Consider the following 26,082-nt stretch of genomic DNA (forward strand, 5'->3'; position numbering starts at 1 on the left):
GATGGGCGGGCACCGTCCGAGCTGGACATCTCGCGGGAGTTCGGCGTCTCCCGGGTGGTGGCGCGCGAGACGCTCAAGATCCTCGCCTCGCTCGACATCGTCGACATCGCCCAGGGCCGCCGGGTCACCGTCCGCCCGCAGGCTGAGTGGGACTACCTCAGCCCGCTGCTGGCCGAGTGGCTGCCGCCCGAGCACGTCGAGCAGCTGCTGCGCGAGCTGCTCCAGATGCGCGTGCTGCTGGAGCCGGAGCTCGCCGCGATGGCGGCCGAGCACGTCACCGACGAGGCGCTGGAGCGCATGCGCGCCGAGCTGGAGCGGATGGCGAGCCTCGAGCACGACCCGGACGCCTACCTCGAGGTCGACCACGAGTTCCACATGGAGATCTGCCGGGCGGCCGAGAACCGCATCCTCGACCGGATCATGTACTCGGCGCGCTGGCTGGGCACCGCCAGCCGTCGCGTCACCAACCAGGGCCCGGAGAGCCTGCGCAAGGCCACCGAGGCGCACGCGCTCATCTTCCGCGCGATCGAGGCCCGCGACCCCGAGGCCGCGCGGGTGGCCATGCGCACCCACGTGCAGGGCAACGCGCCCCTGCTCGCACCGAAGGGAGGGGAGGGGTGAGCGACCCGATCCGGCTCGGGCTGATCGGCACCGGCCTCGCCGTCGAGAAGCTGCACTGGCCGGCGCTGCGCCAGATGCCCGACCGGTACGTCGTCACGGCGTTCGCCGACACCTCACCCGAGCAGGCGGCGCGCTTCGCCGGCTACAGCGGCGTCGACCCGGCGCGCCACCACACCGACCACCGCGACCTGCTCGCCCGCGACGACGTCGACGCCGTGCTGGTCTCGGTGCCCATCCCGCTGCTCTACGGGATCGCCCGGGACGCGCTGGAGGCGGGCAAGCACCTGCTGTGCGAGAAGCCGACCGGCACCGACGCCGAACAGGCCGAGGCGTTCCTCGCGTTCGAGCGCGAGTTCCCCGACCGGGTCGTGCTGATCGCCGAGAACTACTTCTACCGCGACGACATCCGGCACGCCCGCGCGCTGCTCGACGACGGCGCGATCGGCAAGCTGCACCTGATGGCCTACCGCCGCGCCGGGCAGATGGTGCCGCGCGCGGGCCGGTTCAACAGCACGCCGTGGCGGCGCAAGCCGCAGTACCGGGGCGGGGTCCACCTCGACGCGGGCGTGCACGACATCGCGCAGATCCGGATGCTCTGCGGCGACGCCATCGCCGTGCACGGGGCGGTGCAATGGGCCAACAGCACCATCGACTCCCCGTCCGACCTCGCCCTGAACCTCACGTTCGCCTCGGGCGCCATCGGCAACTACACGGCCTGCTACTCGGAGGTGCCGGTGCCCCCCGAGCCGAACGACATGCGCCTCTACGGCACGGAAGGCGTGCTCGTGCTGTCCGGGCCGGAGCACGAGCGGCGGGTGACGCTCACGCGCGCGGACGGCACCACCCGCACCGACGTCTTCCGCGGCATCGACAACGGCTACTACGCCGAGCTCTGCGACTTCGCCGACGCCGTGCGGCACGGCGGCCCGGTGGTGGGCACGATCGCGCAGAGCGCGGCCAACATGCGGATCGTCCTGGCGGCCCTCGACTCGGCCGAGCAGGGCGGGGTCGTCGCCCTCGACCCCACCGCCGACGGGGGCGTGCCGCTGTGGCGCCCCCGGGGTGCCGAGGGTCTGTTCGACGGCCTTCCGGGTGAACGCGAGTGCTCGAAGGAGTGACCGTTGACACCCGACCGGATGCCCCCTAGTGTGACCGCCGTCGCACTACGTGGCATCCCATTTCACTAAATAAAACGGGATGACCCCCGTCGGTTGCACCGTCGCCCCGTCGGAACGCGTCCCAAGGGAGGGACGCGGTGAGGAGTGGTCATGGCACTGCGGACCGGACCCGAGTGGTCGAGGCGGAAGTTCCTTGGGATGAGCGCGCTCGGCGCGGTCGGGCTCACCGCCTGCGGGGGTGGTCCGCCGGCCGCCCCCCAGGTGGAGGTGCAGGTCCCGCAGGAGATCCTGGACGCCGCGGCGCCCTACCGCGGCGGCTCGGTGGGCATGCTCTCGCAGAAGCTGTACTCCGACGCCGCCAACCAGGCGCTCGACCGGTCGTTGCAGGCCTTCGCGGAAGCCACCGGCACCACCGTCCAGAACGACCTGGTCTCGGGCGACTCCGGCGACATGGTCGCCAAGATGGACGCCGAGGTGAAGGCGGGCACCACCCGCGACATGGCCTTCATGAACGACGAGCGGTTCGTCGGCCAGCTGTACAACCTCGGTGACCTCGAGGACGTCACCGACGTCGTCGAGGAGATGAAGACCCTCTACGGCGAGCCGGCCACGGAGGCCTCGAACTTCTGCGTGTTCGACGGCCGCTGGTACGCGATCCCGTACCACTTCATCGCCGCCGGCATGTTCCTGCGCAAGGACTGGTACGAGGAGAAGGGGCTCCCGCTCAAGCCCTACTACACGTGGGAGGAGCTGCGCGACTACGCGCTCGAGGTCTCCGACCCCTCGCAGCGGCGCTTCGGCTGGGGCATCACGATCAACCGCTCCGGCGACGCCAACGGGTTCATCGAGTCGGTCATCAACGCCTACGGCGGCGCGATCGCGGACAACACCGGGGAGAAGGTGGTGTTCAACTCGCCGGAGACCGTCGAGGCCGTCGCGTTCATCGGCGATATCTACACGAACCCGAAGTACGAGCCGATGCTCCCGCCCGGCATCGAGAGCTGGACCGACACCGGCAACAACGAGAACTGGCTCGCCGGCATCATCGGCGTCACCAACAACCAGTACAGCATCTACGCCGACTCGAAGACCAAGGGCAACCCGGTCTACGAGAACACCCACGCGTTCAACGGGGCCATCGGCCCGGCGCTCGACATCCCGCTCGCGTTCGGCTCGTCGAACTCGTTCGTCGTGTTCAAGGGCGCGAAGAACCCCGACCTCGCCAAGCAGGTCGCGAAGTTCATGGTGAGCGGCTCCGCCCTGCTCGGCGTCGCGAAGGAGGCGCCCTGCCTGGTGAACCCGGCGTGGGAGAAGGTGTGGGACTCCGACCCCTTCTACACCGAGGGGGACCCGGCCTACGCGGCGATCCGCGAGCAGACCAAGACGCCGATCCCGCTCACCACCAAGACCGGCTACTCGTTCCCGCAGCCGCCGAGCCCCGGTGAGCAGGCCGCCGTGGCGGCCTACCTGCTCACGGACATGATGCAGGCGGTGGTCCAGGGCACCTCCCCGGCCGAGGCCGTCGCCACGACCCACGACCGGATGGTCCAGATCTTCGAGCAGCAGGGCTACAAGCAGTGACGGTCGTACAACCCCCGCCGGCCGCCACCCGGCCGGCGTCGTCCACCTCGCCCGCGCTCACCGGCGCGCAGCGGTGGCTCGGGCGGGACTGGCGGCTCGCCACGGCCTTCCTCGCGCCCACCGGGCTGCTCATCGCGGCGCTGATCCTGTTCCCGATCGTCAGCTCGATCGTCACGAGCACGACGGAACGGCACGGCGCGGAGACGGTGTTCGTCGGCCTGGACAACTTCACCGCGCTCGTCGACGACCCCGTGTTCCACACGGGCGTGATCAACTCGTTCGTCTTCACCGCGTACGCCGAGATCTTCAAGGTGACCCTCGGACTCATCGCGGCGCTGATGCTGCACCACATGCGGCGCGGGCGCGCGATCCTCGCCGGCATCATCCTGCTGCCGTGGGTGGTGCCGACGGTCGTCACCGCGTTCACGTGGCGCTCGCTGTTCGACCCGATCTTCGGCAGCGTCAACGTGGTGCTGACCGACACCGGCATCGGGCCGTTGCTGGCCGCGATCGGGTTGGTCCCGTCCTGGCCCGCGGAATGGCTGTCCGACCCGGCGCTCGCGATGCCCGCGGTCATCCTGGTCAACGTCTGGAAGGGCATCCCGTTCTTCACGGTGACCTTCCTCGCCGGGCTGAAGGCGATCGACAGCACGCTCTACGAAGCGGCCATGGTCGACGGCGCGTCGCCGTGGCAGCGCTTCCGCCACGTGACCCTGCCCGGGCTGCGCCACGTCATGATCGTGACGGTGTTGCTGTCGTCCATCTGGACGTTCAACAACTTCGACCTGATCTGGCTCATGACCCAGGGCGGGCCGGGCGACGCGACCGCGCCGTACGTGATGGTGGCCTACTCCAAGGCGATCCAGCAGCTGCAGCTGGGCGCGGGCGCGGCCGTCACGCTGGTGATGCTGCCGATCGTCGGCATCCTCGTGATCATCCTGGTGCGGATGATGCGGCGCAGCGACGGGCCGGGCGTGGTCGAAGGGCGCAGCCGGCTCACCCCGGCGCAGCGCAAGGCGATGCCGTGGGTGGTCGTCGCCGTCTCGACGCTGCTGCTGATCTGGGTCTCCCCCCACATCGTGTGGAAGGCCGCGTTCGTGCTCGGCGTGTTCGTGGTGCTCGCCGCGATCGTCGGCGGCATCGTGTCCCGGCTGGCCGCGCGCGGCAACCGGACGGCCGCGCGGCTGGTCAACGGCGTGGGCTCCGGGCTGGCCCTGATCGGCCTGCTCGGGTTCGTGCTGGCGCCGCTGTACTGGATGACGGTCACGGCGTTCAAGTCGGACTCGCAGATCGTCATGCGCACCGACGACCTGTGGCCCACCCCGTGGAGCACCGAGCAGTTCACGAACCTGTTCAGCGGACGGGCGTTCGGCACCTGGTACATCAACACCGTCCTGGTGGCCGGGGCGTCCACCCTGATCGCGCTCGTGTGCGCCGCGCTCGCCGGCTACGCGCTCGCGCGGCTGAAGTTCCGCGGCTCCGAGAGCTTCACGGTGACGATCCTGCTCACCTACGTGATGCCGGGAGCGCTGCTGTTCATCCCGCTGTACCAGATGATGAGCGGCATCCGGCTGAACGACTCGCTCTGGTCGCTGGTGATCACGTACCCGACGTTCACGCTGCCGTTCGCGACGTGGCTGCTCGTCGGCTACTTCAAGTCGATCCCGGCCGACCTGGAGGAGTCGGCGTTGGTCGACGGCTGCACGCGGTTCGGGGCGTTCCTGCGCATCGTGCTGCCGCTCGCGAAGCCGGGGCTCCTGGCCGTCGCGCTGTTCACGCTCACGAACGCGTGGAACGAGTTCCTCTTCGCGTTCGTGTTCATCACCCGCGACGAGTACAAGACGCTCCCGGTCGGCATGCAATCGATGATCTTCGGTGACGTGGTGCCGCAGGGCCAGCTGGCCGCGGCGTCGCTGTTGATCAGCATCCCGGTGGTGCTCATGTACGCCTTCGGACAACGGTTCTTGACCGAAGGGCTCACAGCGGGTGCCGTGAAGGGATGACATCAGCGTCATCGGTTCAACCGGCCCGCAGGGGACGGGCCAGCGCGGCGGGTACGTCGGTCGAGAAGGCCATGCGGATCCTGGAGGCGCTGGCCGTCCCCGACGGCCCGCACCGCCTGATGGACGTGGCCGAGCGCGCGGCGGTGCCGCGTTCCACGGCGTACCGCGTGCTCTCCACGCTCACGGCCGAGGGCTTCGCGGAGAACTGCGGTGACGGGCGCTACGGCGTCGGGGGCCGGCTCTCCGGCCTCGGCGCGCGGATCGTGTCGGTCGTGTCGACCGGGGTCGGGCCCGCCCTGCGCAGGCTGCAGGAGGGCGCGGGCGGCAACACCGTGCACCTCGCCGTCCGCGTCGGCGACCACGCCGTCTACCTGCACAAGGTCGACAGCGACAAGCCGTACGAGATGCGCTCCCGCGTGGGCAACCAGCTCATGCTGCACTGCACCGCGATCGGGAAGGCGATCCTCGCGCACCTGCCGCCCGACGAGGTCGAATCCATCGTCGCCTCGGCGGGCATGCCGGCCAGGACCCCGAACACGATCACCGACCCGAAGACCCTGCACGCGGAGCTCGCGAAGGTGCGCGAGCGCGGCTACGCCCTCGACGACGAGGAGAACGAGGCCACCGTGCGGTGCCTCGGCGCCGCGGTCCTCGACCGGACGGGCAAGCCCCGCGGCGGGGTGAGCATCTCGACGGTGACGTTCGCGGTGGACCGCGACGAGCTGCTCGGCTACGCGCCGCTGCTCGTGTCCACCGCGCAGGGTCTGACCGAGTACATCTGACAGGAAGAAGGCGAAGCCGACGTGCGGATCCATCCCGGCAAGGACGACCTCGAAGAGCTCACCGCGGCGTGGACCGGTGAGCGGTTCGGGTCGGGCCGGCCCCGCGTACCCGACGAGGTGCTCGACAGCCTGCGGTTGGCCACCACCGAGGAGGCGTGGGGGCACCTGTTCCAGGCCGGCTACGTGCGCCAGTTCGCCGGGGGCTGGAAGGAGACCCACCCGGGCACGGTGATCGTGGGCAGGGCGGTCACCGCGCAGTTCCTGCCGCACCGGCCCGACTTCGACGCGGTCGTGGTCGCGGCGGGGGCGCGCGAGGGCCACCTGGAGGGCGACCGGCAGAACTCGTGGGTGATCGAGACCCTCGAGCCCGGCGACGTCATGGTCGTCGACATCTTCGGCAAGGTCGTCGAGGGCACCGTGGTCGGCGACAACCTGGGCACGGCCGTCGCCACCCGCACCGGCGTGGGCGCCGTGATCGACGGCGGGATCCGCGACCTGCAGGGCCTGCAGAAGCTCGGCGGCGGGGTCAACATCTTCCACCGCGACGTCGACCCCACGCCGATCCGCGGGGTGACGCTCGCCGGGATCAACATCCCCATCCGCATCGGCGGGGTCACGGTGCTGCCCGGCGACGTCGTCCTGGGTACGCCCACCGGCGTCGCCGTCATCCCCGCCCACCTGGCCGCCGACGTCGCGGCCGCAGCCGAGGACACCCGCATCCGCGACGTGTTCGGCAAGCAGCGCTTGTCGGAGCGGCGCTACACGAGTGCCCAGATCGACGTCCCGACCTGGTCCGACGACATCGAGGCCGACTTCCAGCAGTGGCGCAAGGAGCAGAACGCATGAGCACGTCAACGATCAGCGAGGAGTACGTCAGCACCGCGTCGCGCCCGAGCGCGCTGCGCATCACCGACCTGCGGGTGGCCAACCTGCACGGGGTGCCGTTCCGGTCCTCGATCATCCGGATCGACACCAACCAGGGGATCGTCGGCTACGGCGAGGTGCGCGACCAGGCCAGCGCCACCTACGCGCTCATGCTGAAGAGCCGGATCGTCGGCGAGAACCCGTGCAACCTGGACAAGATCTTCCGCAAGATCAAGCAGTTCGGGTACCACGGCAGGCAGGGCGGCGGCGTCTCCGGCATCGAGATGGCGCTGATGGACCTCGCGGGCAAGGCGTACGGGGTTCCCGCCTACGCGCTGGTGGGCGGGAAGTTCCGGGACACCGTGCGCTGCTACGCCGACACCCCGTCGGTGCCCGACCCGAAGGAGATGGGGGAGCGGCTGCTGGAGCGCAAGCGCCGCGGCTTCACGATGCTCAAGATGGACGTCGGCATCGACCTGCTGTGGGACGTGCCCGGCGCGCTCATCGCCCCTCCCGGGTCGCGCGACGACAAGACCACCATGCACCCGTTCACCGGCATCCAGGTCACGCCGAAGGGCGTCGAGTACCTGGCCAGCTACGTCGACACGGTGCGGTCGATCGTCGGCTACGACGTGGCGATCGCGGCCGACCACTTCGGGCACATCGCGATCGACTCGTGCATCCGCATCGGGCGGGCCCTCGAGCCGTTCACGCTCGCCTGGATCGAGGACCTGATCCCGTGGCAGTACACCGACCAGTGGCGCCAGCTCACCGAGTCGGTCGCCGTGCCGACCTGCACCGGTGAGGACATCTACCTCCTCGAGGGCTTCAAGCCGCTGCTGGACGCGGGTGCGATCCGCATCGTGCACCCGGACCCGGCCACCTCCGGCGGGATCGCCGAGACCAAGCGGCTGGGCGACTACGCCCAGGAGCGCGGCATCGCGATGGCGCTGCACCTGGCCGCGTCGCCGATCGCGACGATGGCGTGCGTGCACCTGGCCGCCGCCACCGAGAACTTCCTCGCGCTCGAGCACCACGCCGCGGACGTGCCGTTCTGGAGCGACCTGGTCACCGACCTGCCGAAGCCGCTGATCCAGGACGGCTACATCGACGTCCCGGACGCACCGGGCCTCGGGTTCGGCGACATCAACGAGGAGCTGTTCCGCCAGCAGCTGGACCCGCGCAGCCCGGTGTTCTTCGACGAGACCACCCAGTGGGACAGCGAGTTCTCCCACGACCGGCTGTGGAGCTGACTTGCGCATCGCCGTGACGGGCGCGGCGGGCCGGCTCGGCCGGCACGTCGTCGCCCGTGCCGTGCGCGCCGGGCACGAGGTCGTCGCGACCGACCTGCCCGGCGCGACCGGGGAGCCCGCGCCCGCCGTGGAGTGGCGGGCCGCCGACCTCACCGACCTCGACCAGGCGCGCGCCGCCCTGGCCGGGGCCGAGGCCGTGATCCACCTCGGTGGCCTCACCCACCCGCGGTACCCGGAGCCGGAGGTGCACCGGGTCAACGTGAACGGCACCTACCACGTGCTGGTGGCGGCCGAGGAGCACGGCCTCGCCGGCGTCTGCCTCGCGTCCAGCGTCAACGCGATCGGGGGCGTCTTCAGCGCCGAGCCGCGCTACGACTACTTCCCGGTGGACGAGGACCACCCCGGCTACGCCGAGGACCCGTACAGCCTGTCGAAGTGGATCGTCGAGCAGCAGTCGGCCGCGTTCGCGCGCCGGCGGCCCGACGCGGCGTTCTCGGCGCTGCGGCTGCACGGCCTGCGCGACGACGCGGAGGCCGCGCGGTCCCGCGGGCCCGACGACGGGCCGGCCCGCAAGGACCTGTGGGGCTGGGTGAGCTTCGACGCCGCGGCGGCCGCGTGCCTGCTCGCGGCGCTCCGCCCGTCCCCGGGCCACGCCGTCTACCACATCGTGGCCGACCGCACGATCACGTCCACGCCGAGCGCCGAGCTCGCCGCGCGCTTCTACCCGGGGGTGCCGCTGCGCTCCCCGCTCCCGGGCAATGCGGGGTTCTACTCGACGGCGCGGGCCACCGCCGAGCTCGGCTGGGACCCCGGCGACGACCACCCGGAGATCGGCGCGCGCGAGGGGAGCTGCCTCCCGACCGCCTGAGCGCTCAGCCGTTGGCGAGGTCCTCGGGCCAGATGGCGTGCCCGGGGAGCGGCTCGTGGGGCCCTTTCGCCCGGAGGCTCTCCAACAGCAACGCCATGCAGCGCTCCGAGGCCATCTGCGCCGCCTCGGTCCACTCGATGGCGAGCGGGTGGGCCAGCAGCGCGAACGCCAGCGCGACGTCGCCGGTGCCGACGTCCCTGCGCAGGGTGCCCTCGGCCTGCGCCCGGCGCACGACCCGGTCCAGCAGCTCGATCATGTGCCTGCGGGCCTGCTCGACGTCGCGCTCCTTCTTGAGGATCGCGTGCACGTGCGGGTAGGCGGTGAGGAGCCGGAACGACAGCCGCAGCTCCTGCGACTGGCGCAGGATGCGCACGAGCGCGCCCCAGGCCGAGGCCTCCTCGGTGACCGCGGCGTTCGCCTCCGCGAAGGCCCGCTCGAAGTTGTTGATCGCCACGGCCCGGATCAGGGCCTCCCGGTCGGCGAAGTGGCGGTAGAGCGTGCCGGGCGCGACGCCCGCCGATCGGGCGATTTCCTCGGTCGGCGCGTCGGGCCCGTGCGTGGCGAACAAGGCCTTGGCCGCGGCGACGATACGGTCGCGGTTGCGGCGCGCGTCAGCCCGCAGGCGGGGCTGCTGCTCGTCTCCCACGGCCGTCCTCTCTGTCGGTTCTCAGCGTTCTATCAGCACGGACCGCGATTTCCCATGATCGGGGGTCCTTCGATCGGGCGAGGCGGTATCTGCGAGACTGCTCTCTCGTTTCCAGAGCGTGGCGATCGTGCCGCATCAGCGGGAGGGGAACGTGCAGCAGATGAACCGGCGCCACATGCCGGCCGGGCGGCTGCGGCGGATCGGGGCGGCGGGGTGCGGTGCCCTCGCGGTCCTGCTGGTGGCTTCGTGCACGAGCGAGGAACCCTCGGCGCCGACGACCGCGACCGTCCAGCGCGCCGCCGTGACCAGCGGCGTCACCGCCACCGGGTCGATCGCCGCGGCGAGCCAGCAGAACCTCGGTTTCCCGAACGGCGGCCAGCTCACCAACGTCTTCGTCAAGGTCGGTGACCGCGTCGAGCCGGGCCAGGTGCTCGCCACCGTGGACGACTTCGCGCTGCGCCAGACGCTCGAGCAGCAGGAGGGCCTGCTGAAGACCCAGCAGGCCGAGCTCGACCGCCTGATCAACTCGCCGGCCGCCGACGGAGCGGGCGACTCGCTGGCGCAGGCCCAGGAGATCCTGGAGAAGACCCGCAAGCAGGCCGACGAGGCGCTCGACGCGGCCGAGCAGGAGATCGACAACGCCGAGCGCAAGCTCGCGATCGACAAGAAGGCCCTGAAGAAGGCCAAGGACAAGCTCGAGGCCGACGAGCGGGCCTGCAACGGGAGCTCGTCGAGCAGCAAGCGCGATGACGACGACGATGACGACGACGATGACGACGGCCCGTCGACGAGCGGCAGCCCGGGCCTGAACTCCGGCCTCGTCACGATGTCCAACCCGGCCTGCAGCCAGATCCCGGCGGACAAGCAGGCCGTGGTCTCCGCCAAGCAGCAGGTCGTGATCAGCGAGAACGCGGTGCAGACCGCGAAGCGGCAGCGCGACCAGCAGAAGGCGAGCGGCGAGCTGTCGATCGCGAACGCCGAGCAGGGCGTGGTGACCGCCCGCAACAACGCGCGGGAGGCGCGGTCGGACCGCCCCTTCGCCATCGAGGCGCAGCGCGGCGCGGTGATCGCCCAGCAGGCCGTCGTCGAGGCCGCCCGGCGCGACGTCGAGAACGCGACGCTGCGCGCCCCGGTGGCGGGCACCGTCTCGGCGATCAACGGCGTGGTCGGCGAGTACATCGGGCCCAGCAGCGGCACCAGCGCGCTCGCCCCGGGCAGCGACGCGGCCATCCCCGGCGTGGAGTCCGCCTCGCCCGCGCAGGCGTCGGCGGGCGTCGCCGCCAACCCCGCGCGTCCCGGCGGCACGCAGTTCATCGTGCTCGACAACATCGACGCGTTCCAGGTGGTCGTGCCGTTCAACGAGGCGGACGCCGCGATGATCGAGCCGAACCAGAAGGTCAGCGTGGCGGTCGACGCGGTCCCCGACGTGACGCTCGAAGGCACGGTGCTCTCGGTCGCGCCCACCGGCACCGCCATCTCCGGGGTCGTCTCGTACTACGTCACGATCGTGGTCCAGAACTCCGACCCGCGGGTCAAGGACGGGCAGACGGTGCGCGCCACCGTGGTGACCGAGGAGCTCGACAACGTGCTCACCGTCCCGAACGCGGCGGTGCGGCAGGAGAACGGTCGGCCGACCGTCACGGTCGTGGAGCCGAACGGGGTCCAGAAGTCGGTGCCGTTCGAGGCCGGCAAGGTGGGTGCGGACCGCACGCAGGTGCTCTCCGGCCTGCGGGAGGGGCAGCAGGTTCTGCTGCCCGCCGCCAGGTGAGCGAGCGGATACTCGAGGTCGGAGGGGAGTCGGTCGATGTCTGAGGGTCCGGTCGCGGTGGCGGGCGGCAGCACCGACGGCGAGAACGGCGCCGGCGAGAAGGCGGAGCCCGAGCAGCAGAAGCGGCAGATGTCGCGGGGTACGCGGATCGCCCTGCTGGTGATCCTCGCGATCGCCGTGCTGGCGGGCGGTGGGATCACCGCCTGGTACTTCATCGACGCGCAGAACTACGTCACCACCGACAACGCCCAGATCGACGGCGACAAGATCTCGATCAACGCGCCCACCAGCGGCACCGTGATCGCCTGGAAGGCCACCCAGGGCGCCCAGCTGCAGAAGGACCACGTCGTGGGCCGGATCCGCATGCAGGGCGCGTTCGTCCAGCCCGAGATGCCGGTGCGGGCCCCGGCCGACGGCACGGTCGCGGTCAACAACGCGGTCGAGGGCACCTACGTCGTGGCGGGCACGGAGCTCGCCGTCGCGTACGACTTCTCGAACATCTACGTCACCGCGCGGGTCGACGAGACCGACATCGACGACGTCCGGCCCGGCCAGCGGGTCGACATCGAGGTCGACGCGTTCCCCGGCCACGACTTCCGCGGCACGGTGCGCGAGGTGCAGGGCGGCGCCGCGGGCGTGTTCTCGGTGTTCCCCGAGTCGAACACGTCGGGCAACTTCCAGAAGGTCACCCAGGTGATCCCGGTGAAGATCTCCATCGAGAACCCCGAGGGACTCGGGCTCGTGCCGGGCATGAACGTGACCGTGCAAATCCACAAGGGCTAGCCGGTGACGCAGGCTGCGGCGGCCCGGGCCGAGGCGCCCGCGGCCGCAGGAGGGGGCTGGCTGCTCCCGCTGCTCGTGCTCCTGTCGGGCATGTTCATGTCGGTGCTCGACACGAGCATCGTGAACGTGGCGATCCCCGAGATGCAGAGCGTCTTCGGGGTCACCGCGGACGACATCGAGTGGATCGCCACGTCCTACACGCTCGTGCTCGGCGTGATCGTCCCGATCAGCTCGTGGCTGTCCAACCGGGTCGGGCAGACGCGGCTCTACATCGCCGCGCTGGTGGCCTTCGCGGCGGGCTCGGCGCTCTGCGGCATCGCGTGGGACCTGGAGAGCATGATCGCCTTCCGGGTCCTGCAGGCCATCCCGGGCGGGGTCCTGCCCGTCGTGACGCTGTCGATGCTCTACCAGATCGTGCCGAAGGAGAAGATCGGCAGCGCGATGGGCATCTACGGCCTCGGCGTGGTCGTCGCGCCCGCCGTCGGCCCGACGCTCGGCGGCTACCTGGTGGAGTACGTCGACTGGCGGCTGATCTTCTTCATCAACGTGCCGGTCGGCGTGCTCGGGGCGATCGCGGCCGTGTTCCTGCTACCGCCGTTCCCCTCGAGGCCGGCCGGGCGCTTCGACCTGCTCGGGTTCCTCACCATCGCCGTCGGGCTGTCGTCGCTGCTGCTGGCGCTCTCCGAGGGGCAGTCGTGGGGCTGGACAGCCTACCCCACCGTGATCCTGATCTTCCTCGGGGTCGTGTGCCTCGCGCTCTTCGTGGTGATCGAGACGGCGGTCGACAACCCGTTGCTCGACGTGCGGGTGTTCCTCGTCTGGACCTACACGAACTCGCTGCTGCTGATCGCGGTGCTGTCGGTCGGCCTGTTCGCGACGCTGTTCTACATCCCGGTGTACCTGCAGTCGGCGCGCGGGCTCGGGGCGTTCGAGGCGGGCCTGCTGCTCATGCCGCAGGCGTTCGTCATGGCGGTGCTGATGCCGATCGCCGGGCAGCTCTACGACCGGGTCGGGGCGCGCATCCCCGCCGTCGCCGGGCTGCTGATCATGACCCTGGCCGGTTACCTCATGCAGAACCTCACGCCGGTCACCTCCCAGGGGGAGATCGTCGGGTTGTTGTGCCTGCGGGCGCTGGGCACCGGGCTGTGCATGATGCCGATCATGACGAACGGCATCTCGGCCGTCCCGCCCGCGATCGTCGGTTCGGCGAGCGCGTTCAACAACGTCGTGCAACGGGTCTCGTCGGCGCTGGGGCTCGCGGCCCTCACGGCGTTCATGACCATCCAGCAGGCCCAGCTGGGCGCCGACCGAGCCGCGCTCGTCAACCCGGCCGTGCTGCCCGCGATCGGTCAGGGGCAGGCGGGCCAGGTGCTGGGCACCTACGCCGTCTACCAGCAGACGAACGTGCAGGTCTACGTCACCGCGCTGGACGACGTCATGTTCCTCACCACGCTGATGACCGGGGCCGCGGTCGTCCTCGCCCTGTTCCTCCGCAAGCCGAGCCGCGCCGCCGCCGGCGGCGGCCCGGCGATGGTCGACTGAGCCGTGATCGACTGAGGGGTTGCTGAGGCGCCGCGGAACCCGGGAGCGGGTGCCCGTCGTCTTCCTCTCACCACGCAGCGCGCCACGAGGGCGTGCGTCCCGTCGGGGGAGGTCCGGTGACAGCACCCACGTTGCCCGTCCACATGCAGCGCCACGGCTTCGAGCCCGTACCCGAGCTGGCCGAGTTGCGCGCCGCCAAGGGGATCGAGCAGGTCCGCACCGCGTTCGGCGTCCCGGCCTGGCTGGTGACCCGGTTCGCCGACGTCCGGGAGGTGCTGAGCGACCCGGTGCGGTTCAGCAACGGCCGCCTGCAGCTCGCCAGGTCCATCCCGGGGGTCCCGCCGGTGAGCGAGGAGGAGCGCGCCCGGCAGGTGGCGGGAAACCTGCTCGCGTTCGACCCGCCGGACCACACCCGGCTGCGGCGGATGCTCACGCCGGAGTTCACGGTGCGGCGCATGCGGCGGCTGGAGCCGCGGATCCGCGAGATCGTCGACGAGCACCTGGACGCGATGGAGCGGCACGGCCCGCCCGCCGACCTGGTGGCCGGGTTCGCGCTGCCCGTGCCGTCGCTGGTGATCTGCGAGCTGCTCGGGGTGCCCTACGCCGACCGGGCCGAGTTCCAGGAGCGCAGCAACCGCCAGCTCGACCTGGGCACGCCGGTCGAGGAGCGGGTTCAGGTGGCGCGGGAGTCGCGGGCGTACATGGCGCGGCTGGTGGCCGGGGCGCAGGCCGACCCGGGCGAGGACATGCTCGGCATGCTCGTGCGCGAACACGGCTCCGACCTGAGCACCGACGAGCTCATCGGGATCGCCTCGCTGCTGCTCATCGCGGGCCACGAGACCACGGCCAACATGCTCGGGCTGGGCACGCTCGCCCTGCTGCGCCACCCCGACCAGCTCGCGATCGTGCGCGACGAGCCGGAGCGCGTCGACGCGGCGGTGGAGGAGCTGCTGAGGTGGCTCTCCATCGTGCACACGGGGACCGCGAAGATCGCCACCGTCGACACCGAGATCGCCGGCCAGCGGATCGCCGAGGGGGACCTCGTCCTGTGCGCGTTGCCCGTCGCCAACCGCGACCCGGAGCTGCGCAGCGACCCGGACCAGCTCGACGTCACCCGCGGCGGGGTCGGGCACCTGGCCTTCGGCCACGGCATCCACCACTGCCTCGGGGCGCCGCTCGCGCGGATGGAGATGAGGATCGGGTTCCCGGCGCTGCTGCGGCGCTTCCCCGGCCTGGCCGAGGTGCCCGGCAGCGCGCAGTTCCGCAGCTTCAGCGTCATCTACGGGCTGTCCGCATTGGAGGTGACCTGGTGAGCGAGGTGCGCGTGCGCGCCGACCGCGACGTCTGCATCGGGGCCGGGCTGTGCGTCGTCACGGCGGGGGAGGTGTTCGACCAGGACGACGACGGCATCGTGGTCGTGCTCGACGAGCACCCCGCCGACGTCGCCGCCGCCCGCGAGGCCGTGGCCAACTGCCCGTCCGGCGCGCTGTCGCTGGAGGAGTAGCGCCCCGCTGCGATGCTTGTCGCGTGGCGCGGGCGGCGGAGAGGTTGGTGTGGGCGGTCGAGACGCTGGGCGTGCGCCCGGCCGACCGCGTGCTCGAGATCGGCTGCGGGCACGGGGTGGCGGTGTCGCTGGTGTGCGAGCGGCTCGACGGCGGGAGCGTCCTCGGCATCGACCGGTCCGTCACCATGATCGAGATGGCGGCGCGGCGCAACACCGACCACGTGGCCGCGGGGCGGGCGGCGTTCCAGGTCGCGGCCCTGCACGAGGCCGACCTCGGCGACGCGCGGTTCGACCTGGTCTTCGCCAGCCACGTCCCGGTGTTCCTGCGCGGCGACCCGGTGCGGGAGCTCGAGGTCGTGCGCGCCCACCTCGCGCCGGGCGGCCGGTTCGCGCTGCCCTTCCAGCCGCTCGACCCCGCCTCGACCGGGCCGACCGTCGAGCGGCTCGCCCGCGTGCTGGCCGACGGCGGGTTCACGGTGGTGCGGCGGCACGTCGCGGAGCTTCCGAGCGGGCGCGCCGGGTGCGTGGTGGCCACGGACGGGAGATCATGACATCGTGACGGACGGCGACGTGGCAGTGGTGACGGGTGCGGGCTCGGGGATCGGGCGGGTGGTGGCGACCGCCCTGCTCGACGCGGGCTACCGGGTGGCGCTCGCCGGGCGGCGGGCGGGCCCGCTCGAGGAGACCGCGGGCGGGCGGGACGCGGCGCTCGTCGTCCCGACGGACGTGGCCGACGCGAGCTCGGTCGCCGCGCTGTTCGCCGCGGTCCGCGACCGCTGGGGCCGGGTCGACCTGCTCGTGAACAACGCGGGCACGTTCGGCCCGTCCGGCACCCCCGACGAGATCGCGGTGGACGACTGGACCTCCACCGTCGCCACCAACCTGACCGGTTCGTTCCTCTGCGCGCGCGAGGCGTTCGCCGCGATGCGCGCCCAGCGGCCGCAGGGCGGGCGGATCATCAACAACGGCTCGATCTCCGCGCACGTGCCGCGCCCGGGCAGCGCCGCGTACACGGCCACGAAGCACGCGATCACCGGCCTGACCAAGTCGATCGCCCTCGACGGGCGCCCCTACGGCATCGCGTGCGGCCAGATCGACATCGGCAACGCCGCCACCGACATGACCGCGGGGATCGCCGTCGGCGCCCGGCAGGCCGACGGCAGCATCCGCCCGGAGCCGACGTTCGACCCGCGCCACGTGGCCGACGCCGTGCTGCTCATGGCCCGGCTGCCGCTGGAGGCGAACATCCCGTTCCTGACGATCACGGCGACGACCATGCCGTTCCTCGGCCGCGGCTGAGCTCAGCCGGGCGGCCGGTCGGTGACCTCGATGCCCAGCGCGCCGAGCAGGCCGACCGCCAGCGGGACGACCTGGTCCGGGCCGATCCGGGTGCCGCGCAGCGAGAGCACGCCGCGCAGGTCGTCGACGGTGGAGCCGTGCAGGTCGGTCTCGCGCAGCCGCGCGTGGTCGACGTTGGCCCCGCCCAGGTCGCAGCCGAGCAGCGCGCAGTGCTGGCCGTCGAGCTCGTAGAGGTCGGCGCCGCGCATCGAGGTGTTCTCGACCAGCAGGAACCGCGCCCTCGCCATCCGGAACCCGGCGAGGTCGGCGGTGCTGTCGGTGATCCGGACGTCGCTGAGCGAGGCCCCGTCGAACACGGTGCCGGTGAGCCGGCAGTCGGTGAAAGCGACCCGGGTGAGGAGGGCGTCGTCCAGCCGCGCCCCGGACAGGTCGCAGCCGACGAACTCCACGTCCCGGCACTCCAGGCCCGTGAGGACCACACCCGCGAGCCGCAACCCGGCCACGCGGCTCTCCCGGATGCGCAGGTCGGCGACCCGCTCCGGCACCGCGACGCCGGCGCCGACCTGCACGCAGTCCCACAGGTCGCCGTCGGCGACCGCGGCCGGACCCGGGGCCGTCCGGTCGGGCAGGGCGGGCGCCTCCGGACGGCGCTTGACGGGACGGGTTCTGCTGCCGCGGGGAGCCACGGGGCGACCGTACGGTGCGGGTCCGACGGGTCGGCTGCGTCCCCGTCGTCCGAGGAGGTCTCGACACGGGCGGCCCGCCCAGGCTCGGTGAGCGTCGCCGGCATCGTGGTGCGCGGCGACGGGCGGGTCCTCGCGATCCAGCGCCGGGACACGGCCGCCGGGAGCCGACCGGCGGCGTGCTCGAGCTCGAGGAGACCTTCGACGGGGGCGCGCGCCGCGAGGCGGCCGGGGAGACCGGCGTGCGCCTGGAGGTCGAGCGGCTCACCGGGGGGTTCGAGGACGTCGCGTGCGGGATCGTCGCCCTGGTCTTCCGCTGCCGACCCGCGGCGGGCGAGGCCACCGTGGCGGACGGGTCGAGGCGGGTCGTGGTTCACGCCGGACGAGGTCCGGCGGCACGTGGCGCCGGCGCACGCGATCCGGGTCCTGGACGCGCTCGGCGACGGCGCCGCGGCGAGGGCGCACGACGGCGTCCTGTGTGATCGGAACGGCACCGTGAGCCCGGCGGGATCGACCCGGCTCCCGCCCGGGAGCGGACGACGGCCGAGGCCGATCCCGCCGCACGGTCAGTGCGTGCGCACCAGGCCCCCGTCGCAGCGGACCTGCTCCCCGGTGACGTAGGAGGCGGCCGTGCTGGCCAGGAACGTCACGACCGCGGCGAACTCCTCGGGCGTGCCGTACCGCTTCGCCGGGATGGCGGCCATGGCGGCCTCGCGCACCTCCTCCTCGGTCTTGCCGGTGCGCTCGGCGTTGGCCCGGTCGAGCACGCCGACGCGGTCGGTGGCGATCCGGCCGGGCAGCACCATGTTGACGGTGACGCCGTCGGCGGCGACCTCGGAGGCCAGCGTCTTGAGGTAGCCCGCGAGCGCCGCACGACCCGCGTTGGAGGCGACCAGGCGCTCGATCGGGGACTGCACGCCGCTGGAGCCGATCGCGACGATGCGGCCGAACCCGCGCTCGCGCATCCCGGGCAGCACGGCCCGCACGAGCCGCTGGTGCGGCGCGACGAGCAGGTTGACGGCGTCGGTGAGCTGTTCGGGGGTGAAGTCGACCGCCGTGCCGGGCGGGGGCCCGCCACCGTTGAGCACGAGCACGTCGACGGGGCCGAAGCGCTCGATCGCGGCGCCGACCAGCGCGTCGGCGGCGGCCGGGTCGGTGATGTCGACCTCGACCCCGACGGCCGACGGCAGCTTCGCCGCCTCCTCGCGCACGAGCTCGCCGCGTCGCCCGCCCAGCACCACGTTCGCCCCCTCGGCGGCGAGCGAGCGGGCCACGGCGAGGCCGAGGCCGGAGCTGGCGCCGGGCACGACGGCGGTGCGTCCCTTCAGACCGGTGTCCATGGGGGTGAGTCAACCATCCTTGAGTTGCTGGGCGACCGGCCCGTACACGCGGACGATGTCGTCGAGCCGCTCCCGGAACTCGACCGCGCCGATGAACTCGTCGGGCACGTACGCCTCGTCGAGCTGCGCGCGGATGCCGGGGTCGGCGAGGCCTTCGCGCATCGCCGCCTCCAGCTTCGCCACGACCTCCTGCGGGGTGCCGGCCGGGGCGCCCAGCCCGAACAGCGACGTGCTGTAGGTGAGTTCGGGGAAGCCGAGCTCGGCGAGCGTCGGCACGTCGGGCAGGTAGTCCAGCCGCTCGGCCGTGCTGACCGCGAGCGGGCGGAACGCGCCCGCGTCGAACTGCGCGCGGACGTCCTGCGAGACGTTGATCAGCACCGCGTCGACGGTGCCGCCGAGCACGGCCTGGGTCAGCTCGGCGTTGCCGTTGAACGGCACGACCGTGACCTGCACGCCGTAGGTCTCGGCGAGCCGGCGCAGCTCGATGGCCTGCGACGTGGTGGCGCCGGGCGTGCCGACGGTCAGCTCGCCCGGCCGCTCCCGGGCCGCGGCGAAGAAGGCGGCGCCGTCGGCGAACCCGGACTCGCCCGCGACCGCGAGCACGGACGGCACCTCGGTGATCACCCCGATCGGGACGAAGGAGTCCGCGTCGTAGGGCACGTCCTGGATCATCGGCGTGACGACCGTGGACGGCGCCGCGACCAGCGTCAGCGTGTGGCCGTCCGGCTCGCTCGCCACCAGCTCGTTCATGGCGACCGACCCGGCGGCCCCCGGCAGGTTCTCCACGACCACCGGCTGGCCGAGCGCCCGCTCCAGGTGCGCGCCCATGGTGCGGGCGGCGAGGTCGGTCGGCCCGCCCGCCGTGTAGGGCACGAGGATCGTGATCTCCTGCGTCGGGTACTCCTCCGGCGCGTACGGCGCGGAGCAACCGGCCGCCACCGCCACCACGGCGGCGGCGGCCACGCCCGCCCACCTGCGTCCCATCACGCCCCTCCCAGGATCGGCTCGTAGACGGCCCGCGTCCGGTCGAGGACGGCGCGCATCTCGGCGGCGCCGCGGAACTGCGGGCCCAGGTAGCGCTCGTCCACGGCGGCGACGACCTCCGGGGCGTCGTGCGCCCGCCGCAGGGCGTCCTCGAGGCGCGTGACGACCCGCTCGGGCAACCCGGCCGGGCCGGCGAGCCCGAACGTCGAGCCGGACAGCGTGAGCCCGGCGAACCCGGCCTCGACCAGCGTCGGCACGCCGGGCAGCCAGTCGAGCCGCTGCTCGGTGGACACGGCGAGCGGGCGGAACTCGCCCGCGTCGATGTTCGCCGTGACGTCCTGCGACGCGTTGATCAGCACGGCGTCGACGTTGCCGCCGAGCAGGGCGGTGGTCATCTCCGCGTTGCCGTTGAACGGGACCACGGTGACCTCGACGCCGTGCTCGTCGCGCAGCCGCTGCAGCTCGATGCCCTGCGGCGTGGTGGCGCCGGGCACGCCGACGGTGATCGCGCCCGGGCGGGCCCGCGCGTCGGCGACGAACGCGTCGATGTCCTGGTGCGGCGAGTCCGCGGCGACGGCGAGCAGCGACGGCACCTCCGAGAGCACCCCGACCGGGGTCACGTCGGCGGCGGTGTAGCCGACCTCGTTCACCAGCGGGGTGAGCACGACCGTGCCCGCGGTGATGAGCGCGAGGGTGTGCCCGTCCGGCTCGGCCTGCACCAGCTCCTGCGTCGCGAGCGCGCCCGAGCCGCCGGGCAGGTTCTCCACGACGACCGGCTGCCCGAGGTCGCGTTCGAGGAAGGCGCCGTACGCCCGTGCGGTGAGGTCGGTGGGGCCGCCCGCGGCGTAGGGCACGAGCAGGCGGATCTCCTCCGTCGGGTACTCCGCGTCGTCGGCGGGGCTCGCCGCCCCGCCGCCGCACCCGGCCAGGAGCAGCAGCCCGGCGATGATCGCGATCGCTCTCACGGTTCCTCCCCGAGGACGGCGAGTTCGTCGGCGAACCGCAGCGGCGCGTCGGTGCGCGCCTGCAGCTCGGCGGGCGTGGTGCCGGCGACGAGCTCCTGCACCAGGAACCCGTCGGGCGTCACGTCCAGCACGGCGAGGTCGGTGTAGACGCGGTCGACCACCCCGGCCGCGGTGAGCGGGTACGTGCACGAGGTCACGAGCTTGGGTCGGCCGTCCTTGGTGGTGTGGGTGGTCATCACCAGCACCCGGCGGGCGCCGACGGCGAGGTCCATCGCGCCGCCGACGGCGGGCGGCACCGTGGGGTCGTCGGTGGCCCAGTTGGCGAGGTCGCCGCGTGCGGACACCTGGAACGCGCCGAGCACCGTGATGTCGATGTGCCCGCCGCGCATCATCACGAAGGCGTCGGTGTGGTGGAAGTAGGCGCCCCCGGGCAGCAGCGTCACCAGCTGCTTGCCCGCGTTGATCAGCTCGGGGTCGCCGGTGCCGGGCGCGGGGGCCGGTCCCATGCCGAGGATGCCGTTCTCGCTGTGGTAGACGACCTCGCGGTCCGGCGGCACCACGTCGGCCACCAGCGTGGGCAGCCCGATGCCGAGGTTGACGTACGAGCCGTCCGGGATGTCCTGCGCCACCCGGGCTGCCATCTGCCGCGCGGTGAGCCTCATGCCACGACCACCCGGTCGACGAAGATCCCCGGCGTCACGACCGCCTCCGGGTCGAGCTCGCCGAGCTCGACGAACGCGCGCACCTGCGCCACCGTCAGCTTCGCCGCGGTGGCCATCACGGGCCCGAAGTTGCGGGCCGCGGAGTGGTAGACGAGGTTGCCCCACCGGTCGGCGCGGTCGGCCTTGATCAGCGCGACGTCGCCGTGCAGCGGTTCCTCGAACACGTGCCTGCGCCCGCCGATGACGCGGACCTCCTTGCCGTCCGCGAGCGGGGTGTCCGCCCCGGTCGGGGTGAAGAAGCCGCCCAGGCCCGCCCCGGCCGCGCGCATCCGTTCGCTGAGCGTGCCCTGCGGCACCAGTTCCAGCTCGATCTCGCCGGCCCGCCACAGCTTCTCGAACCACACCGAGCCGGAGGACCGCGGGTACGAGCAGATGATCTTGCGGACCCGCCGCTCGCGGATCAGCGCGGCGATGTCGGTCTCGCCGCTGCCCGCGTTGTTCGTGACGACGGTGAGGTCGCGCACGCCCAGGTCGAGCAGCGCGTGCACCAGCTCGACCGGGATGCCGGAGTTGCCGAACCCGCCGACGAGCACGGTGGCCCCGTCGGTGATCCCGGCGACCGCCTCGGCCGTCGACGCCACCCGCTTGTCGATCATCGGGCCGCCCGGTACCAGCGCGGAGAGGTCGACGGCGGTGGGGTGAGCGCCGCCCGCACCGCCACCAGTGACGGGCCGTCGGTTGCCAGGCTCTTCGCCAGGGCCGCCTCGAAGGCGTCCCCGAAGCCGTCGACGGCCTGCGCGGGCACCCCGAACGCGCCCGCGAGCGCCACGAAGTCGGGGGTCAGCAGGTCGACGCCGCGGGTCGGCACGCCCGCCTGCACCTGGTCGAAGCGGAGCATCCCGTACCCGCCGTCGTCGACGAGCACGACCGTGACGGGCAGCCCCTCCTGCGCCGCGGTGGCGAGCTCGCCGCAGGCGAAGAGGAACCCGCCGTCGCCCACCACGGCCACCGCCCGCCCGCGCGCGGCCGCCCCGAGCGCCGCGGGGAAGGCGAAGCCGAGGGTGCCCCAGCCCATCGGGTACGCGAGCCGCCGCGGCCCGGGCACCCGGTGGAACCCGGCGACCCAGTAGCCGGCGATGCACATGTCGGCGAGCACCGTGGCGTCGGCCGGCAGGACGCGGTCGAACGTGTCGAGCAGCAGCGCGGCCTGCGGCTCCTCCTCGCGCACGAGCGTCTCGACGTGCGTGCGCAGGGAGCGGGTCTGCACCGCGAGCACGTCGAGGCCGTCCCGCTGGGCCACCGCGTCGGCGAGCCGTTCGGTCGTGGCCGCGGCGTCGCCGACCACCACGTGGTCGGGCTCGTAGTTCTTCGCGGCGTCCGCCGGGTCGACGTTGACCGCGAGCAGCGCGGGCGGTCGCGGCATCCGCCAGTTCTGGGTGGTCATCCCGTCGAGGTCACTGCCGATCGCGATGACGAGGTCGGCCTCGTCCCACAGCGCCCCGATGGCGGGGACGTGCGGGACGGCGGGGGCGAGGCACGGGTGGTCGGGCGGGAGGATCCCGCGCCCGTGGTAGGTGGTGACGACCGGCGCGGCCAGCCGTTCGGCCAGGCGCGCGACCGCCGCCCCCGCCCCGGCCCGCACCGCCCCGCCGCCGACCCACAGCAGCGGGCGCTCCGCCCGCTCGACCAGGGCGAGCGCGGCGCCGAGGTCCGGTTCCGGAGCGGGTGGCGGCTCGGGCGCCGGGGGCGTGCGCCCGGTGACCGGGGCGGACAGCAGGTCGGTGGGCACCCCCAGGTAGACGGGCCCGGACGGGGCCCGCAGCGCCTCCCGGCCCGCCCGCAGCACGTCGGCGTACAGGTCCGCGGCCGCCGTGCTGGTGGTCGCCGCCTTCGTGACCGGGGCGAACATCGCGGCCTGGTCGCGGGTCTCGTGCAGCACGCCGCGGTAGACGCCCGGCCTGCGCAGCGTCGACGGGATGTCGGTGGCGATCACCAGCACGGGCGCGCCGGAGGTCATGGCCTCGCCGGTGGCGCCGAGCGTGTTGGCCGCGCCCGGCCCGGTGGTCACGACCGCGACCCCGAGCCGCCCGGTGGCCCGGGCGTAGCCGTCGGCCGCGTACGCGGCGGCCTGCTCGTGCCGCACCCCGACCAGCCGGATCCCGGCCGCGGCGCACGCCTCCCACACCGGCAGGTTGTGCACGCCCGGAAGCCCGAAGGCCAGCTCGACCCCCAGCTCCCGCAGGGCGTCGACCAGCCCCCGCGCGCCGTTGTCCGCTGTGCCGTTCGCTGTGCCGTTGTCCGCTGTGCCGTTGTTCGCCGGCCCGTCACCCGCCACTGGCGACCCCCTGGAACGTCTGCTCGGTCTCGGCGAACAGCGCCGCGAGGTCGGCGCTGCCCAGGAACTGTTCGGGCACGTACCGCTCGTCGAGCCCGCGCCTGGTCTCCGGGTCGGCCGAGGCCGCCCGCATGGTCTCCTCCAGCTTCGCGATCACCGGCTGCGGCGTGCCCGCCGGCGCGACGACGCCGAACGTGGTGGTGCTCTGCGTGATCTCCGGGTAGCCGTGCTCGACGAACGTGGGCGCGTCCAGGTAGGACAGCCGCTCCTCGGTGCCCACGGCGAGCACGCGCAGCTGCCCGGACTCGAGCAGCGGCATCAGATCCTGCGAGGCGTTGACGAACCCGGCGACGATGTTGCCGCCCAGCAGCGCCGCGAACACCTCCTGTGCGCCGTTGAACGGCACCACGGTGAGCGGCACGTCGTAGAGCTGCGTGATCCGGCGGGTCTCCGCGGCATGGGTGTTGGTCGCGCCCGGCGTGCCGACGCTGACGAGCGCGGGGTCGGAGCGGGCCGCGGCGAACAGCGCCTCCAGGTCCTGGTACGGCGACGAGGCGGGCACCACGAGCGCCGACGGCACCTGGGTGATCACGCCGACCGGGGCGAACGAGTCGCGGGTGTAGCCCACGTCGTTGGTGAGGTAGTTGAGCACGGCCGTGGGCAGCGCGGACATCGACAGCGTGTACCCGTCCGGCTCGGCCGACAGCAGCTCCTGGTAGGCCGTCGACCCGGAGGCGCCGGGCAGGTTCTCCACCACGACCGTCTGCCCGAGCGCGCCCTCCATGTACCTGCCGAGCGCCCGCGCGGCGATGTCGGTCGGGCCGCCCGCGGTGTACGGCACGATCAGCCGGATCTGGTCGGACGGGTACTCGTCCGCCGACTCGGCGGATCCCGGCCCGCCGCACGCGGCGAGCAGCAGCGCGGCCGCGAGCGCGGCGGCGGTACGTAGGCGGTTCATCGCTCTCCCTCGGCGGGTGTGAGTTCGTCGTGGCGGTGGAGCACGCGCGCCCTGCGGCGCGCGGTGACGACGCTGATCACGACGACGAGGACCGTCGCGGCGAGCAGGCCACCGGAGATCGGCCGCGTGACGAACACGGAGAGGCTGCCGCCGGAGATCAGCATCGACTGCCGGAACGCGCGCTCGAGGACCGGCCCGAGCACGAACGCCAGCACGAGCGGGCCGGGCTCGAAGCCCGTCTTCTTCATGAGCCAGCCCAGCAGGCCGAACGCGAGCACCACCCACATGTCGGTGGCGTCGTTGTTGATCGAGAAGACGCCCGCCATCGTCACGAGCAGGGCGAACGCGGAGAGGATCCCGGCGCGCACCCGCAGGATCTGCACGAACACCCCGACCAGGGGGATGTTCAGCGCGAGCAGCATGAGGTTGCCGACGAACATCGACGCGATCACGCCCCAGAAGATCTCCGGGTGCTGGTCGATGAGTTGCGGCCCCGGGGTCACGCCGTGGATCAGCAGCGCACCGAAGATCAGCGCGAGCACGACGTTGGCCGGGATGCCCAGCGTGAGCAGCGGGATGAACGCCGACGTCGACGAGGCGTTGTTCGCCGTCTCCGGGCCGGCCACGCCCTCGATCGCGCCGCGGCCGAACCGGCTCGGGTCCTTCGCCCGGCGTTTCTCCAGCGCGTACGACGCGAGGGAGGACACCACCCCGCCGCCGCCGGGCAGCACGCCGATCAGGAACCCGAGCACGCTGCCGCGGCCGATGGCGCCCGCGGAGTCGCGCATGTCCGCCCGGCTGGGCCAGATGCCCTTGATCCTCCGGGCGACGGCCTGTGCCTTCTCGGTGCGCTCCAGGCTGTGCAGGATCTCGCCGACGCCGAACAGGCCCATCGCGACCGCGACGAAGTCGAGGCCGTCGAACAGCGCGACCTGCCCGAACGTGAAGCGGGTCGTGCCGGCGATCGGGTCCTGGCCCACCGTGGCCAGCAGCAGGCCGAGCGCGGCCATGCAGAGGCTCTTCACGGCCGAGCCGGTGCCGAGGTAGGTGATCAGCAGGATTCCGAGCACGGTCAGCGCCACGTACTCCGGCGGCCCGAACGACACCGCGAGCGCGGCGAGCGGCGGGGCGAGCAGCGCGAGCCCGACGACGGACAGCACGCCGCCCACGAACGACCCGATGGCCGCGATCCCCAGCGCGGGGCCGGCGCGGCCCTGCTTGGCCATCTCGTAGCCGTCGAACGTGGTGACCACCGACGCGGCCTCGCCGGGCAGGCGCAGCAGCACCGACGTGATCGTGCCGCCGTACATCGAGCCGTAGTAGATGCCGGCCAGCAGGATCACGGCCGTGTGCGGCTCGATCTCGTAGGTCAGCGGCAGCAGCAGCGCGATCGTCGCGGTCGGGCCGAGGCCCGGCAGCACGCCGATCACCGTGCCGATGAGCACCCCGATGAAGACGTAGAGGATGTTGACCGGGTCCAGCGCGACGGCGAACCCCTGCGCGATCCCGTCCAGGACGCCCAC

The 26,082-nt window shown here is 72.7% G+C and carries 25 protein-coding genes; 15 read left to right on the plus strand and 10 right to left on the minus strand.

The annotated features are described in order from the left end of the window. From VKZ81_RS11925 to VKZ81_RS11960, 8 genes are all read left to right on the plus strand, one after another. Positions 1-621 (plus strand): FadR/GntR family transcriptional regulator (locus VKZ81_RS11925; RefSeq protein ID WP_324241566.1); only part of this gene is annotated, 621 nt, incomplete at its 5' end. Then, positions 618-1,739 carry a Gfo/Idh/MocA family protein gene (locus tag VKZ81_RS11930; RefSeq protein ID WP_324241567.1) on the plus strand — a complete coding sequence of 374 codons (1,122 nt, stop codon included), beginning with the start codon at positions 618-620 and terminating at the stop codon, positions 1,737-1,739. The genes VKZ81_RS11925 and VKZ81_RS11930, both read left to right, overlap by 4 nt. Before the next feature lie 198 nt (positions 1,740-1,937). Continuing rightward, positions 1,938-3,320, plus strand: coding sequence for an extracellular solute-binding protein (locus VKZ81_RS11935; RefSeq protein WP_324241568.1), 1,383 nt, complete (start codon positions 1,938-1,940; stop codon positions 3,318-3,320). Then, complete coding sequence (locus VKZ81_RS11940) at positions 3,317-5,323, plus strand: ABC transporter permease (RefSeq protein WP_324241569.1); 2,007 nt, start codon at positions 3,317-3,319, stop codon at positions 5,321-5,323. Before VKZ81_RS11935 ends, VKZ81_RS11940 begins: the two co-directional genes overlap by 4 nt. Continuing rightward, positions 5,320-6,105 carry an IclR family transcriptional regulator gene (locus tag VKZ81_RS11945; protein ID WP_324241570.1) on the plus strand — a complete coding sequence of 262 codons (786 nt, stop codon included), beginning with the start codon at positions 5,320-5,322 and terminating at the stop codon, positions 6,103-6,105. Before VKZ81_RS11940 ends, VKZ81_RS11945 begins: the two co-directional genes overlap by 4 nt. 21 nt (positions 6,106-6,126) lie before the next feature. Next, on the plus strand, positions 6,127-6,951 hold the full coding sequence (locus VKZ81_RS11950) for an RraA family protein (protein ID WP_324241571.1): 825 nt from the start codon (positions 6,127-6,129) through the stop codon (positions 6,949-6,951). Then, positions 6,948-8,222: a mandelate racemase/muconate lactonizing enzyme family protein gene (locus tag VKZ81_RS11955; RefSeq protein ID WP_324241572.1), complete on the plus strand. Its 1,275-nt coding sequence runs from the start codon at positions 6,948-6,950 to the stop codon at positions 8,220-8,222. Before VKZ81_RS11950 ends, VKZ81_RS11955 begins: the two co-directional genes overlap by 4 nt. A gap of 1 nt (position 8,223) precedes the next feature. Further along, the gene (locus tag VKZ81_RS11960) at positions 8,224-9,090 is read left to right on the plus strand and encodes an NAD-dependent epimerase/dehydratase family protein (RefSeq protein ID WP_324241573.1); all 867 of its coding nucleotides are present in this window, start codon (positions 8,224-8,226) and stop codon (positions 9,088-9,090) included. Positions 9,091-9,094: 4 nt separating this feature from the next. Here VKZ81_RS11960 and VKZ81_RS11965 read toward each other — a convergent pair whose 3' ends face one another. Further along, entirely contained in the window at positions 9,095-9,736 is a 642-nt protein-coding gene (locus VKZ81_RS11965; RefSeq protein WP_324241574.1) for a TetR/AcrR family transcriptional regulator, read from the minus strand. 127 nt (positions 9,737-9,863) lie between these two features. Here VKZ81_RS11965 and VKZ81_RS11970 point away from each other — a divergent pair, with 127 nt between their 5' ends. From VKZ81_RS11970 to VKZ81_RS12000, 7 genes are all read left to right on the plus strand, one after another. Continuing rightward, positions 9,864-11,504 carry an efflux RND transporter periplasmic adaptor subunit gene (locus tag VKZ81_RS11970; protein WP_324241575.1) on the plus strand — a complete coding sequence of 547 codons (1,641 nt, stop codon included), beginning with the start codon at positions 9,864-9,866 and terminating at the stop codon, positions 11,502-11,504. A 36-nt stretch (positions 11,505-11,540) separates the two neighbouring features. After that, complete coding sequence (locus VKZ81_RS11975; protein ID WP_324241576.1) at positions 11,541-12,287, plus strand: beta-barrel domain-containing protein; 747 nt, start codon at positions 11,541-11,543, stop codon at positions 12,285-12,287. 3 nt (positions 12,288-12,290) lie between these two features. Continuing rightward, positions 12,291-13,829 carry a DHA2 family efflux MFS transporter permease subunit gene (locus tag VKZ81_RS11980; RefSeq protein ID WP_324241577.1) on the plus strand — a complete coding sequence of 513 codons (1,539 nt, stop codon included), beginning with the start codon at positions 12,291-12,293 and terminating at the stop codon, positions 13,827-13,829. 143 nt (positions 13,830-13,972) lie between these two features. Continuing rightward, entirely contained in the window at positions 13,973-15,142 is a 1,170-nt protein-coding gene (locus VKZ81_RS11985; RefSeq protein ID WP_324241656.1) for a cytochrome P450, read from the plus strand. Between the two features lie 5 nt (positions 15,143-15,147). Then, complete coding sequence (locus tag VKZ81_RS11990) at positions 15,148-15,333, plus strand: ferredoxin (protein WP_324241657.1); 186 nt, start codon at positions 15,148-15,150, stop codon at positions 15,331-15,333. 23 nt (positions 15,334-15,356) lie between these two features. Next, positions 15,357-15,884 carry a class I SAM-dependent methyltransferase gene (locus tag VKZ81_RS11995; RefSeq protein WP_324241578.1) on the plus strand — a complete coding sequence of 176 codons (528 nt, stop codon included), beginning with the start codon at positions 15,357-15,359 and terminating at the stop codon, positions 15,882-15,884. Between the two features lie 4 nt (positions 15,885-15,888). Continuing rightward, on the plus strand, positions 15,889-16,632 hold the full coding sequence (locus VKZ81_RS12000; RefSeq protein WP_324241579.1) for an SDR family oxidoreductase: 744 nt from the start codon (positions 15,889-15,891) through the stop codon (positions 16,630-16,632). A gap of 2 nt (positions 16,633-16,634) precedes the next feature. Here VKZ81_RS12000 and VKZ81_RS12005 read toward each other — a convergent pair whose 3' ends face one another. The 9 genes from VKZ81_RS12005 to VKZ81_RS12045 all read right to left on the minus strand — a co-directional run bounded on the left by VKZ81_RS12005 (position 16,635) and on the right by VKZ81_RS12045 (position 26,082). Further along, the gene (locus VKZ81_RS12005) at positions 16,635-17,318 is read right to left on the minus strand and encodes a pentapeptide repeat-containing protein (RefSeq protein ID WP_324241580.1); all 684 of its coding nucleotides are present in this window, start codon (positions 17,316-17,318) and stop codon (positions 16,635-16,637) included. 563 nt (positions 17,319-17,881) lie between these two features. Next, on the minus strand, positions 17,882-18,655 hold the full coding sequence (locus VKZ81_RS12010; protein ID WP_324241581.1) for an SDR family oxidoreductase: 774 nt from the start codon (positions 18,653-18,655) through the stop codon (positions 17,882-17,884). 9 nt (positions 18,656-18,664) lie between these two features. Then, on the minus strand, positions 18,665-19,639 hold the full coding sequence (locus VKZ81_RS12015; RefSeq protein WP_324241582.1) for a tripartite tricarboxylate transporter substrate binding protein: 975 nt from the start codon (positions 19,637-19,639) through the stop codon (positions 18,665-18,667). Beyond that, positions 19,639-20,604 (minus strand): tripartite tricarboxylate transporter substrate binding protein, encoded by a 966-nt coding sequence (locus VKZ81_RS12020; RefSeq protein WP_324241583.1) that lies wholly within the window; start codon positions 20,602-20,604, stop codon positions 19,639-19,641. The genes VKZ81_RS12015 and VKZ81_RS12020 overlap by 1 nt, the downstream gene beginning before the upstream one ends. Next, the gene (locus VKZ81_RS12025) at positions 20,601-21,266 is read right to left on the minus strand and encodes a 3-oxoacid CoA-transferase subunit B (RefSeq protein WP_324241584.1); all 666 of its coding nucleotides are present in this window, start codon (positions 21,264-21,266) and stop codon (positions 20,601-20,603) included. The genes VKZ81_RS12020 and VKZ81_RS12025 overlap by 4 nt, the downstream gene beginning before the upstream one ends. Further along, positions 21,263-21,922, minus strand: coding sequence for a 3-oxoacid CoA-transferase subunit A (locus VKZ81_RS12030; protein WP_324241585.1), 660 nt, complete (start codon positions 21,920-21,922; stop codon positions 21,263-21,265). Before VKZ81_RS12030 ends, VKZ81_RS12025 begins: the two co-directional genes overlap by 4 nt. Then, positions 21,919-23,601, minus strand: coding sequence for a thiamine pyrophosphate-binding protein (locus tag VKZ81_RS12035; protein WP_324241586.1), 1,683 nt, complete (start codon positions 23,599-23,601; stop codon positions 21,919-21,921). The genes VKZ81_RS12030 and VKZ81_RS12035 overlap by 4 nt, the downstream gene beginning before the upstream one ends. Beyond that, positions 23,591-24,559 (minus strand): tripartite tricarboxylate transporter substrate binding protein, encoded by a 969-nt coding sequence (locus VKZ81_RS12040; protein ID WP_324241587.1) that lies wholly within the window; start codon positions 24,557-24,559, stop codon positions 23,591-23,593. The genes VKZ81_RS12035 and VKZ81_RS12040 overlap by 11 nt, the downstream gene beginning before the upstream one ends. Next, entirely contained in the window at positions 24,556-26,082 is a 1,527-nt protein-coding gene (locus tag VKZ81_RS12045) for a tripartite tricarboxylate transporter permease (protein ID WP_324241588.1), read from the minus strand. Before VKZ81_RS12045 ends, VKZ81_RS12040 begins: the two co-directional genes overlap by 4 nt.

This window comes from Pseudonocardia sp. (assembly GCF_035305885.1).
GTDB lineage: Bacteria > Actinomycetota > Actinomycetes > Mycobacteriales > Pseudonocardiaceae > Pseudonocardia.

Coding starts and splice junctions, on each gene's coding strand:
- VKZ81_RS11935 (WP_324241568.1), top strand. CDS start 1,938: ATGAGCGCGCTCGGCGCGGTCGGGCTCACCGCCTGCGGGGGTGGTCCG.
- VKZ81_RS11975 (WP_324241576.1), top strand. CDS start 11,541: ATGTCTGAGGGTCCGGTCGCGGTGGCGGGCGGCAGCACCGACGGCGAG.
- VKZ81_RS12040 (WP_324241587.1), bottom strand. CDS start 24,559: ATGAACCGCCTACGTACCGCCGCCGCGCTCGCGGCCGCGCTGCTGCTC.
- VKZ81_RS11985 (WP_324241656.1), top strand. CDS start 13,973: ATGCAGCGCCACGGCTTCGAGCCCGTACCCGAGCTGGCCGAGTTGCGC.
- VKZ81_RS12010 (WP_324241581.1), bottom strand. CDS start 18,655: ATGGACACCGGTCTGAAGGGACGCACCGCCGTCGTGCCCGGCGCCAGC.
- VKZ81_RS12015 (WP_324241582.1), bottom strand. CDS start 19,639: ATGGGACGCAGGTGGGCGGGCGTGGCCGCCGCCGCCGTGGTGGCGGTG.
- VKZ81_RS12030 (WP_324241585.1), bottom strand. CDS start 21,922: ATGATCGACAAGCGGGTGGCGTCGACGGCCGAGGCGGTCGCCGGGATC.
- VKZ81_RS11945 (WP_324241570.1), top strand. CDS start 5,320: ATGACATCAGCGTCATCGGTTCAACCGGCCCGCAGGGGACGGGCCAGC.
- VKZ81_RS12025 (WP_324241584.1), bottom strand. CDS start 21,266: ATGAGGCTCACCGCGCGGCAGATGGCAGCCCGGGTGGCGCAGGACATC.
- VKZ81_RS11955 (WP_324241572.1), top strand. CDS start 6,948: ATGAGCACGTCAACGATCAGCGAGGAGTACGTCAGCACCGCGTCGCGC.